Origin of the sequence: Nonlabens sp. Asnod3-A02 (assembly GCF_045063755.1) — a bacterium.
Lineage (GTDB): Bacteria > Bacteroidota > Bacteroidia > Flavobacteriales > Flavobacteriaceae > Nonlabens > Nonlabens xylanidelens.
Genome location: NZ_JBEFOC010000008.1, coordinates 687,256 through 698,657, shown reverse-complemented (window position 1 = coordinate 698,657; position 11,402 = coordinate 687,256). Strand labels below are relative to the sequence as shown.

Genomic DNA, 11,402 nt, shown 5'->3' with positions numbered 1-11,402 from the left:
TATTAATTTTTAGACAGCGTCTTTACTTTAGAACGCATTTTTGCGGCTTTAGTTGTATCACCTTTTTGATCATAACTTATCGCTAGTTGTTGATAGATATCACTTTCTAACTTAGGCTCATCGAGTAAAAAACTCAATCCAGATTCTAGCTGATCTATCGCCTTATCTGGTTCATTTAATTTATTATGTGCAACACCATTTAACAAATAGAGCAATGCCTGTGCTGGGAAAACGTCCAGCGCCTCCTCAGTAATCTCTACTGTTTTATTATAATCTTTTATATCGATACTTAAGAGCGCCACCTTTTTAATAAGGTCGTAATTCTTATTATCGATATCCAGTCCTTTTTGATAAAAAGCTATAGAATTACCTACATCTTTTCTTTTAAGGTAATAATCACCCAGTGCATTAAATGCTTTTACATCTTCTACCTGGTCTGCAAAATCATTTATGGCGTTATCAATATCATTATCTTCTATATCTGTAGCGTCAGATTGTATAAAATCATTGAGTACGTTAATTTTAGTTTCTGTATCAAACTGTGTAGATTCAAAAACCTTTTGCATGCTCCTGATTCCTTTGCGTGTTTTACCTGCTTCTAGATAGATTTTATAAAGGGCAAGTTGCGCTTTATCACTTTTAGCCAAATTTTTATCCAGCTCCTCAGCTATTTCTTGAACCTTTTCTGTATTATTCTTTTTACTGTAGAGGTAAATGAGATTGATATAAGATTTTTCGTCTTTGGGATTTGCCGCGATGGCAGCCTCTAGATCTTCAATATTGCCATCTCTAGCTTCATTTGCTCCTAGTCTTGCTTGCACCTGCCTTTTAACCAGTATGCGACGGTCGTCCTCTCCTAGACGTTTATCTAGTTTTTCTATGATCGCTAGCGCTTCTTCATTTTTATTTACTCTCAAATATTGAAACGGCAGCAGCTCTTCATAATTCTCATTAATCCTTGCTAGTTTCTCAAGTACGGTTAATGATTTTTCATATTCCGTTTGTTTGTTATAAACATCGTATAAAGTTTCTAATAACCATTCTGATTCTCCAGATAGTTCAATGGCACGAGTGATTTTCTGTTCCGCTTTCGCGAAAGCGTTACTCATCAAATAATTCTTACCCATTTCAAACTGAACCACTCCAGTATCTGGCTGTATTTTTTCGCAAGCCTCTAGAAATAAAATAGCCTTATCGTGATTACCGATAGCCTTTGCAGAAAGTGCGTTGAAAAAATTATCCTTAAAACCGTCAGAGACATCACCTAGATCATCCACATTCACATCGTCTGAAGTTACTTCTTCTTGAGCAACAATAAGGTTACTTAAGAAAAATAGAGCTATAAACGAGAGAATGTGAAGTGACTTGATCATAAGTTGTTGTTTTCAATAATTATTCCATAGTAGAATAATCACCGATGCTTATTTTAGTAAAATTAGCATCGTATTTTACGTGACTACCTATCATAGCCTCGTCTAATGTAGCATTTTTAATACTAGAGTTTTTCTGTATCAGTGAGTTAGTAATGGTACAGTTATCTATGACTGTTCCTGCGCCTATAGAAACGTGCGGTCCTACGGTACTATTTTTAAGAACTACACTGCTATCGATAACGCAAGGTTGTATGATAGTTGAGTTTTCTAGAGTAGGTTGTGAATTGATTTCTTTACTTCCATCTTTTTCCATAAAGGTCATGATGCGCTGATTGGTCTCTATGGCAACATTCTTGTTACCGCAGTCCATCCACTCGTCTACTGTACCTGTTTTAAAAACATTTCCAGCAGCCATCATTCTTTTTATACCATCGTTGATCTGGTACTCGCCACCGTTAATGATCTCGTTATCGATCACAAATTGCAGTTCTTTTTTAAGGTTTTCTATTTCTTTAAAGTAATAGATACCTATAACTGCCTGGTCGCTTACAAATTGTTCTGGTTTTTCTACCAGCTCTACAATTTCTTCTTGGTCGTTTAATTTCACAACACCATAAGCTTCTGGGCGGTCTACTTGCTTGGTCCATATAACAGCGTCTGCTGCAGGATCAAGTTCAAAACTTGCTCTTATTAACGTGTCTGCATAAGCAACTACTGCCGGACCTGAAAGAGAAGGCTCTGCACACATAATAGCGTGACCAGTCCCTAGAGGTTCTAACTGACGGTAAATACTAGCTTTGGCACCTAGACCTTCGGCAAGTTTTTCTAAACTTTTTACCACTTCTTCTCCAAAGAAAGCTGGATCACCTAGAATAAAAGCGATCTCTTCTACTGGCTCTGACAGTATGCGTGCTATATCCTTAACTAGTCTATGTACAATAGGCTGGTTTGCAATAGGGATTAATGGTTTAGGAACGGTAAGTGAATGTGGTCTAAGTCGTGAGCCACGACCTGCCATAGGTACGATTATTTTCATAGGCGTTATTCCTATTCAGGTAGGAATTTATATTTTATTGAGATGGAACTGAATTTTTCTACCTCTTGATTAGTTAATTTTATACTAGAAAAATCTTTGAAATGCTAAGGTAAAAATTTAGAAGAACTTATAAATTAAATTATACGTGCTATTTTCAAACATTACCAGTATTTATGATTCTTAAGATCTCCGATTTTACTTTTAAATTGAGGCTCATATGGAGCATAAAAATCGTGGTCTATGAGTTTTAAATCCTTGTCAAATAGCACATAACGAGGAATTGATTTTATCTCAATAAAATCTGAAAACTCTTTATTTACATCTGATTTTCTTTTTGCAAAATAAGTCACGTCATGACCTAAATCTAAAGTCATTTCTTTCCATTTATACCAATTTTCAAGCTTGTCGGTGCTCACATTAATAATAGTCAAACTCTTTGGTAAAGACATCTTTTCTAGCATTTTCATATTACTTATACAAGGTGCACACCAGGTTGCCCAAAGATCTATCATATAATATTTAGATGGGTGTTTTTTAATCACATCTTTTATAAGAATAGTAGTACTATCAACATCTTGCAATTCAAATTTGCTTAAAAGAGATTTGAATTTCTTCTTATCCATAGGAGTGATTAATCGTTCAATCTGTTTACTATTTTCTTTGTAATAATCTGTGGTGCGCAGCCATTCCTTAGCATCTAAATATTTATCTGCTCTTTTATAATCTGAAAAACTTAAGAATTTAACTAAACCATGAGTGAGGTTATCTCGATATTCCTGTGTGTAGAAGGGATTATTCAAACTATCAAAAGGGATGTTTTCAATTTCATTTCTTAAATAAATAAAAACAACTCCACTTCCATCTGAATATGGCATGTACAGAAACTCATTCTTAATTATAGAATCGATAGTAGTGCTTTGAAAATCTAGTTTTTGCAAAACAGAATAATATCCGTATTTATTGAGTGCTTTGTGAGCTTTAAAACGCTCTTCGTCAATCTGACTAAATTCGTCCGCTACATTAAACGTGTTGCTAGAGTATTGAAAATCATACAAATTCTTGATACTATCTAAGGATTTCATGAATTTTGAATCGTCACCTTTCCACTTAAAAACTGCGACTTGTAAACTATCGTAAGCTTCAACCATACGAGTTACATCTGGCGCCATATCTTCTTGTGTAAGAGATAGTTTATCGTCTTTATAGACTAAACTAAGAACAGAAGTAGTATCACTGATCAAAATTGAAGTACTCGGTCTATCAAATTTACTGCTACCAAACATTCTCATACCATGCTTGATTAATTGATTTTTATGCGGATTTAAAATTGTAGTCTCAAAAACACTGTCTTGATCTGTTTTATTTATATGCTCAATAATGAAGTGCTGGGAATATTTATCCACCATATTCAAAATCACAGAACTTTCTGCTGGAAGCTCAACTGTTATAGTAAGGCTATCTTTTTTCGAACTATCAATAAGGCTATCTAGTGCAATTTCCGGTATCGATAATTCTTTATTCTTATTATCAGGCTTACAGCTCGATAGTAAAACACAAAAAACAAAAGCTAGGAAAATAGAAAATTTACACATGATTGGTTTATAAATGATTACAGCTATTTACATCAATAATTGTGCCTTGCAAATGACAATTTAAAAGATAAGGTCGTATAAATTTCCTTCAATTAACTACTCTCCTACAGTAATATCGTACTTCTTCAAGTATTGATCCCAAATAGAAAGCATATCGTTTTCTTTGAGATTATTATAAACTACCTGAATAACATGTTCTGCATCTCTTGCATATGGGCTATTCACCGCATTATATTTAACAAAGGCATTTAGAATATTATCAAGAGCCTTTTCAAATTCTTTTGTTTCTATATAAACTCGTGAAATACCATAATAACCTTCAGCATCGTTGGGAAATACTCTAATGTAGTCTTGATATGCTAGAATTGCTTCTTGTAATTTACCGTCCATAAGAAAAGCTATAGGCTTATTCATAAGCGGCACCGCTCCTGTAGGGTCTAATTCTATAGACTTATCATAAGCCTCTACCGCTTTTTTAAACTGACCATCTTTTCTATAAGAAAGTCCAAGATTATCCCAAGCAAAAGCAAAATTCTTATCTTTTCTTACCGCTTTTTTGTAAGATTTGATGGCATTTTTGTAATCTTCTTTTACATAAAAATCCATTCCTTGCTCATAAAACTCAACAGCTTTTTTCTTTTCAGATATGGAAACTTCTGACTCTACTTCATCGCTAGACATCAATAATTTCATTTTGGGACATCTTTCTAGCAAGGCGCTTTGAACTTCTCTTTTATATTTATTCTTTTCAATTATTATATCATTTGTAATAGTAGAATCTTTACCAATACCTAAGGTGTTTTTAATACCTTCTGTCATTTGAAAAGTATTAGATGCGGTTTCAATACAATCGTTAATAGAGTTATATCTTTTCTTTTTTGCTGCATCTAGCTTTATATCAACTAAACATTCACAAGCATCTGCTGCAATAACCTCTATTGCTGGATCTACTTCTTCTTCAGTTTCTTGAGCATATGATATCATTCCCAGAGAAATGAAGAGAATAAAAAGTATCTGATTGTTTTTCATGAATATGATTATTAAATTTTCAAAGAGATTCCTGCTTGCGCAGGAATTAGAGCTTACTTCACTCCAGTACTCCCAAAACCACCTTCTCCACGTTCTGTAGAACTTAATTCTTCTACTTGTTGCCAGTCTGCACGTTCATGTTTTGCAATAACTAGTTGTGCAATACGCTCTCCATTTTCTACTGTGAATGGCTCGCTAGATAAATTTACAAGTATCACACCTATCTCACCACGATAATCTGCATCGATAGTTCCTGGCGCATTAAGGACAGTGACTCCTTTTTTTGCTGCTAGACCACTTCTAGGTCTTACTTGCGCCTCAGTCCCTATAGGTAATTCAATAAATAATCCTGTTTTTATGATCGCTCTTTCTAGCGGTTGCAAAGTCACTGCTGTTTGTAGATTTGCTCTTAAGTCCATTCCTGCACTTGCTTCAGTTTCATAATGAGGTAAAGCGTGCGATGATTTATTTATAATCTTGATGGTCATTTTCTTCTGAGAATTTTATTGATAATTTCTTTTTCGCGTAAGCAAACTACACCTAATATAACAAGAGTCATTAATACTCCTACTAGGTACGTTTGCCATGTTTCTATACCTAATTCACTTCTTACATAGTAAAAGAAAACTAATGATAATGAGATAGAAAGGCATAAATATAGCAGAATATTTTTGAGATCGTAAGGAACAGCGAGGTGTTTTCTACCTATCAAGTAAGAAACCACCATCATTAATCCATAAGCTGCGCAAGTAGCATAAGCACTTGCCATATATCCTATATGCGGAATAAGTAGTACGTTTACTACAATAGTAAGAATCGCTGCAGTAATAGAAATGTAAGCACCATATCTAGTTTTATCTTGGATTTTATACCACACCGATAGCGTTTGATAGACACCAGAGAAGAAATAAGCGATTAAAATCAATGGCACAACTTCCATGGCGGTTTCAAAACCTTTATCTACTATAAATGGACGTATAAAATCTACAAGAACTACATAGGCAACTAGAGCTACCGACCCTAGCGCTACAAATGCCTTAGTTATCAAAGCATATTGTTGTGTCGCATTTTTATCGCCAGACTGACTAAAAAAGAATGGCTCTACTCCTAACCTAAACGCTTGTGCATATAAGGTCATTCCTACTGCAAGTCGGTAACCTGCGGTGTAAACACCTACTATACCTTCGGCCTCTTCTTCATTTACAGGTAGTAGTTTTTGTAATAAAATTTTATCTACCGTTTCATTAATAGCAAAAGCAAAACCAGCGAGTAAAATAGGCCAACCGTAAGAAAGCATCGTTTTCCACAGTTTTTTGTCAAATTCCCATTTGGAGAAATAAGGTTTAATTACAATTAAAAATGTCACAACACTAGCAGAGAGAAAAGCTATAAAGAATAGTTCAATTTTATCTGTAGGTAAAACGTTTTGAATTACTGGGAAGTCCTTTAAAACAGTAAAGAAAAGTAAAGTCATCCCTACCGAAATCACCACGTTAAACAACTTTATTAACGCATAATTTGTAGACTTTCCTTGGGCACGCATGTAGGCAAACGGAATCACCATTAAAGTGTCAAAAACAATTACAGCTATCACCCATTTCCAGTATTGAGCAGAGAGCTCTGTCACTGCCGCAATTTGATCCATAAATAAATAAGCCGCACCTCCAAAAACTAATGTTGTTATTAATAAAGAGATAAGAGCAGTACTTAAGGTCTTTGCCTTAGTAGATGCGTCATTATAAAATCTAAAAAACGCTGTTTCCATACCATAAGTCAGGATAACATTTGCAAAGATGATATAGGAGAATATTATTGAAACCTCACCAAATTCTACTTTACCTGGCAAATACTCTGTGAGTAACTTAGTAAGTAACACGGTAAGCAATCGTGGTAAAACCGTCGCCAGACCGTAAATAAAAGTATTCTTAAAAAGGTTTTTTATGGAACTCAAAAACGTAGATTATTTGAATATCAAAGGTAGGATTATTTTCTATTCCCAAAAGGCATAATTAATTCTGCATTTTGGAGATATTTGATACCGTAAAAGCTTTTAAGACTTGACCTACTTACTATTTATTTGTGTCGACATTGTCCAGATTTGATCGTGATATTTTTCTTAAACAACCGTAGTCGTTTCAACATCAGGCATAACAGATAAACTTTAAAATATCAATAACAACCAAACATGCCAAGACACAAACTTGGCATGTTGGTCTTTAATAGGTTTTATCAAGTTTATGGGAAAAAATTAATTACCCAGCACAAACGACATCATGACTATGCACATGTCGTTTATTGCAGTTAGTTCCACTATAGTCTGTATAACCACCTGGCCATGTGATGCTCCCTTTGGTCATTTGAGCAAGTTTGATATAATCGTCAGTTACGTAATCACATATAATGATATGTACCGGTCTTTTAATCTGACTAGCAAGCGAAATATCTCTTATGCCGCTAGAGTCTGCTATGAGGACAAAATCCTTCTGTCCGTTGCACAATTCCTGACTGGCAAGAACCGCCTCGATATCATTTTCTGGACCGTCGCCTCCATTTCCATTATCTACTGCAGTAGCTACAGTCTTTAAAAATGCATCGATATCAGAATGATCTGGATGGTATATACCACCTGTAGCGCCTATAGCTTTTGCACCAGAATTTGCATTGCGGTTTCTATCATCTCCATCATTAAACAACACCATATTATGTATTAATTGTTTATCCTTATTTACATGATGCCATCTTACCACCTGTCCTACATAACTATACATACTACCAGTCCAGTCCACAATGACTGACATGTCTTGCCATTCTGGATGTACATTAAATGCATCAAAAACAACAGTACTATTAGAAGTACTTGTACCACCTATATGATGTTCTGTCTTAGCTTTGGCACTTTTTACGTAGTGTGTTTTTCCAGATTTATCTTTTACCTCTATCATTTCCTCAGACACATCTGCATTGATGTAGCCTCTTAATTCCTTTGCGATTTGTTCTCCTTGCGCTTTCGCGAAAGCGGAACTTAAAACAAGAACCGCAACTATAACTAGATTTTTCATAATTAAATATTTTGATAAACCTATAAAAAGAAAAGACTCACACATAGTTGCAATGAGTGAGTCCTTTATATGAATGAGTGAAAGATATATATCTTCTTTTTAATTCCTATTACCTTGAGGTGGCGCACTAGGATAAGCGATGGTTTCTTTTTGATCTATACCATCTAGCTTTACATAAATCGTTTTTCCATTTTTTAAGAAAGCAACAATTGCCTGATCATTATTTAATTGAAAAGGTAAATTTTCTAAAGATGGAGACTCGTTACCATATTCCTTTTTAGGATCTAGCGACATTTCCCTATCTCGTTGTGGAGAATCAAAACGAGTTACCAACATTTTTTTATTGTTAGAGGTAAAACTGGCAATTTTTTTCTCCATACCACGGAAGTAAACCGCTAGGAACTGATTTCCTTCTAGTATCGATGCAGGAAAATAGAGCGATACACCACTGCTAGATCCTGGCGCACCACCTGACCAAGATTGATAATAAGGTTCTAGCCCTGTTTGAAAATCTGATGCCATCATCGTTTCATTTATTTTTTGAGAACTGCAAGAGCTCAAAACAATCGCTATACATATAATAAGGTATTTCATAATATTAAGAATTTAATAAACTCAGGATTTCAATAAAATGATTTCTTACAAACTGTTCAATATTTTTGCAGCAGCAATTATATCATTATCTTTCTTTGCAAAACAAAATCGCAACATTTTAGGGTCGGCACCCTTCATAAAAACAGAGATAGGAATACTTGCAATTTTATGCTCTATGGTGAGTCTTCTTGCAAAATCAAAATCACCTTCATCAGTTATTGCGCTATAATCTAGCAATTGGAAATAAGAACCTTGCGCAGGTTTAAAGGTGAATTTACTTTCCTGAATCAAGTTAAGGAATAGATCTCGCTTACGTTGATAAAACTTACCTAGATCTAAATAACGTTCTGGTTTTTGAAGATAATGAGCCATTGCATCTTGCACAGGATGACTCACACAAAAAACCATGTATTGATGTATTTTATAAAACTCTTCCATGAGATGTCGTGGCGCGAGGCAATATCCCATTTTCCATCCCGTAACATGAAAAGTCTTACCAAAACTACCAGTTATAAAACTGCGTTCTAGCAAACCTCGGTATCTCGCAGCACTACGATGCTCTATACCGTCATAAATAATATGTTCATAAACTTCATCACTGAGAAGAACTAGATTATTTGTTACTACTATCTCTTCTAAAATCAACATATCTTGATGACTTAACACATTACCACTAGGATTATGTGGCGTGTTGATCATGATCATCTTTGTACGTGACGTTATTTTATCTTTTACTTCCTGCCAGTCTATGGTAAAGTCTGGTAAAGTCATTGGGATACTTATCGTTTTACCACCAGCTAGTTGAATAGCCGGTTCATAACAATCATAAGCAGGAGTGAAAATTATCACTTCATCACCTGGATGGACCACTGTCTGTATGGCGCAATAAATAGCTTGTGTAGCACCTGCAGTCAGGCATATTTCATTTTCTGGATTGTAAAACGCTTTATGCTGTTGCTGTGTCATATTAGAAATAGCAGCTCGCAAAGAAAGCAATCCTGCCATAGGTGCATACTGGTTCTTGTCTTCTTGTATAGCTTTAATATGCAAGTCCTTTAATATAGGATCTACAGAAAAATTAGGAAAACCTTGAGCAAGGTTAATAGCGCCGTGTTCTTGCGACAGCCTACTCATTATAGTAAAGATGGAGTCTGTAACGTTGGGAAGTTTTGAAATCATGAAGGTAAATTACAACATAGTATTATAAAACCGGAATAAATAAGTGGTATAAAACTAATCCAAATAGTCCGCAGGACAGATTCTTTTTACAATACCATCAAATCAAAATTAAAAAAGTTTCCATTTAACTATCATTATCCTTAAATTCATGTTAATAAATTAACCTTTGTTAATTATAATCTCTTTTAAGATTGTTTTTACTAGTTAAAAAACATCATTGAATAAATCAAAAAACACTTAACTACGTGTATATCTACGCATTATAACTATTTCAAAAATGATACAAGCATACGAAATCGATGAAATGCATTTTTAATTAAAATTAAATCTATAACGACACAATAAAAACATTTACAATCTAAACAGTTGATTATAAGTCGATTAATTATTAAAATCAAGTTTAAAAATATCGTTGTAATGCAATAATATCGGTTTTAAGAAAAATATTATAAACTTAAATAGCAATATTTAACTGATAAACCTGATATTTGAACATATAAACGAATAAACCGAAAATTATGAAAAATATTTACTTACTACGTAGCTTACTTTTAATGTGCTTTATGTCCGTCATTGTTTCTTGTGAAAAGGACGAATTAACTAACGAAGATTTATATGTAGATCCTGCCGGAGGTACTATCTCTTCTTTCATTAAGTCTCAAAACAATCTTACTACGCTAGCAACAGCATTAGAACAAGTGAACCTTTTAGGATCACTAGATGAAGAGGGCACTTCTTACGTTTTCTTGCCAGACAACAATGCCTTTGACGCATTCCTACAAGAAAACGATTATCAATCAATTGAAGAAATACCTAATAGCTACTTAAAACAAATATTACTTAATCATGTAATGAATAGTGATGTAGATATTAAATCACACAACATTGCTCCAGAATTAATCATCACAACCAAAGCAACTCAGTTATTTAACAGCGATATTAATATTGCTGCAGTAGTACAACACCAAGGCAATACCACAACATTAAATGGGGTAGATGTAATGAATGAAACACTGTCATTTTCTAATGGTAGCGCAACTATAGTAAATAACATTATAGAGCCTTCTACTTTACAATCATTAATCACAACTTGCGAATCTTTCAATATCATGAACGACATTATCTCTCAGAGTTCATCTAGTGAAGAAATCATAGCTTTATGTAATCAAAAAGTTTTAAGAAGTTCTGACACACCTTTTACAGTGTTTTTACCAAGACTAGATGTACTTACAGCTGCGCTTGTATTAGATGCTGACTCTAATAACGCACCAGTTGGCGATAGATTAGGAGACTTTATCAACTCTCACATATCTGTAACAGGAAGTCACTACATAGGACAGTTGCAAGATAATCAAGAAGTAGCAACTAGATTAGCTACTGCAACGACTAACGTAAATACTAATGGTAGCGTTTCTTTGACAATAAATAACGGTTTTCTACCTCACACTGTTAACCTAATAGGAGATCAAGAAGCTATAATTCATGTAGCAAACGGTACTGTTCAAAAAATAGCAGGTTCTCTATACACTAGATAATATTA

General features: G+C 34.3%; 10 protein-coding genes. 1 reads left to right on the top strand and 9 read right to left on the bottom strand.

The annotated features are described in order from the left end of the window. Nucleotides 1–2: 2 nt before the first annotated feature. The 9 genes from ACJJVN_RS13130 to ACJJVN_RS13090 form a co-directional block, all read right to left on the bottom strand. The gene (locus ACJJVN_RS13130; RefSeq protein WP_405378620.1) at nucleotides 3–1,373 is read right to left on the bottom strand and encodes a tetratricopeptide repeat protein; all 1,371 of its coding nucleotides are present in this window, start codon (nucleotides 1,371–1,373) and stop codon (nucleotides 3–5) included. A gap of 19 nt (nucleotides 1,374–1,392) precedes the next feature. Next, entirely contained in the window at nucleotides 1,393–2,409 is a 1,017-nt protein-coding gene (locus tag ACJJVN_RS13125; RefSeq protein WP_405378618.1) for a sugar phosphate nucleotidyltransferase, read from the bottom strand. Nucleotides 2,410–2,570: 161 nt separating this feature from the next. Beyond that, the gene (locus ACJJVN_RS13120; protein WP_405378616.1) at nucleotides 2,571–4,001 is read right to left on the bottom strand and encodes a TlpA family protein disulfide reductase; all 1,431 of its coding nucleotides are present in this window, start codon (nucleotides 3,999–4,001) and stop codon (nucleotides 2,571–2,573) included. 96 nt (nucleotides 4,002–4,097) lie between these two features. Further along, nucleotides 4,098–5,030, bottom strand: a complete 933-nt coding sequence (locus tag ACJJVN_RS13115) for a tetratricopeptide repeat protein (protein ID WP_405378614.1) — start codon at nucleotides 5,028–5,030, stop codon at nucleotides 4,098–4,100. A 53-nt stretch (nucleotides 5,031–5,083) separates the two neighbouring features. Continuing rightward, nucleotides 5,084–5,518, bottom strand: a complete 435-nt coding sequence (gene dut / locus ACJJVN_RS13110) for a dUTP diphosphatase (RefSeq protein ID WP_405378612.1) — start codon at nucleotides 5,516–5,518, stop codon at nucleotides 5,084–5,086. Then, nucleotides 5,515–6,981, bottom strand: coding sequence for a lipopolysaccharide biosynthesis protein (locus tag ACJJVN_RS13105; RefSeq protein ID WP_405378610.1), 1,467 nt, complete (start codon nucleotides 6,979–6,981; stop codon nucleotides 5,515–5,517). Before ACJJVN_RS13105 ends, dut begins: the two co-directional genes overlap by 4 nt. Before the next feature lie 301 nt (nucleotides 6,982–7,282). Beyond that, nucleotides 7,283–8,089, bottom strand: coding sequence for a hypothetical protein (locus tag ACJJVN_RS13100; RefSeq protein ID WP_405378608.1), 807 nt, complete (start codon nucleotides 8,087–8,089; stop codon nucleotides 7,283–7,285). Between the two features lie 99 nt (nucleotides 8,090–8,188). Next, complete coding sequence (locus ACJJVN_RS13095; protein ID WP_405378606.1) at nucleotides 8,189–8,683, bottom strand: hypothetical protein; 495 nt, start codon at nucleotides 8,681–8,683, stop codon at nucleotides 8,189–8,191. A 45-nt stretch (nucleotides 8,684–8,728) separates the two neighbouring features. Then, nucleotides 8,729–9,862, bottom strand: coding sequence for a methionine aminotransferase (locus tag ACJJVN_RS13090; RefSeq protein WP_405378604.1), 1,134 nt, complete (start codon nucleotides 9,860–9,862; stop codon nucleotides 8,729–8,731). Nucleotides 9,863–10,380: 518 nt separating this feature from the next. Between ACJJVN_RS13090 and ACJJVN_RS13085 the strand changes: the two genes are divergently transcribed. After that, on the top strand, nucleotides 10,381–11,397 hold the full coding sequence (locus ACJJVN_RS13085; RefSeq protein ID WP_405370046.1) for a fasciclin domain-containing protein: 1,017 nt from the start codon (nucleotides 10,381–10,383) through the stop codon (nucleotides 11,395–11,397). The last annotated feature ends 5 nt before the right edge of the window (nucleotides 11,398–11,402 follow it).

Excerpts from the sequence above, each read along its gene's own strand:
- ACJJVN_RS13130 (WP_405378620.1), bottom strand. The coding sequence starts at position 1,373 with ATGATCAAGTCACTTCACATTCTCTCGTTTATAGCTCTATTTTTCTTA.
- ACJJVN_RS13125 (WP_405378618.1), bottom strand. The coding sequence starts at position 2,409 with ATGAAAATAATCGTACCTATGGCAGGTCGTGGCTCACGACTTAGACCA.
- ACJJVN_RS13120 (WP_405378616.1), bottom strand. The coding sequence starts at position 4,001 with ATGTGTAAATTTTCTATTTTCCTAGCTTTTGTTTTTTGTGTTTTACTA.
- ACJJVN_RS13115 (WP_405378614.1), bottom strand. The coding sequence starts at position 5,030 with ATGAAAAACAATCAGATACTTTTTATTCTCTTCATTTCTCTGGGAATG.
- dut (WP_405378612.1), bottom strand. The coding sequence starts at position 5,518 with ATGACCATCAAGATTATAAATAAATCATCGCACGCTTTACCTCATTAT.
- ACJJVN_RS13100 (WP_405378608.1), bottom strand. The coding sequence starts at position 8,089 with ATGAAAAATCTAGTTATAGTTGCGGTTCTTGTTTTAAGTTCCGCTTTC.
- ACJJVN_RS13095 (WP_405378606.1), bottom strand. The coding sequence starts at position 8,683 with ATGAAATACCTTATTATATGTATAGCGATTGTTTTGAGCTCTTGCAGT.
- ACJJVN_RS13090 (WP_405378604.1), bottom strand. The coding sequence starts at position 9,862 with ATGATTTCAAAACTTCCCAACGTTACAGACTCCATCTTTACTATAATG.
- ACJJVN_RS13085 (WP_405370046.1), top strand. The coding sequence starts at position 10,381 with ATGAAAAATATTTACTTACTACGTAGCTTACTTTTAATGTGCTTTATG.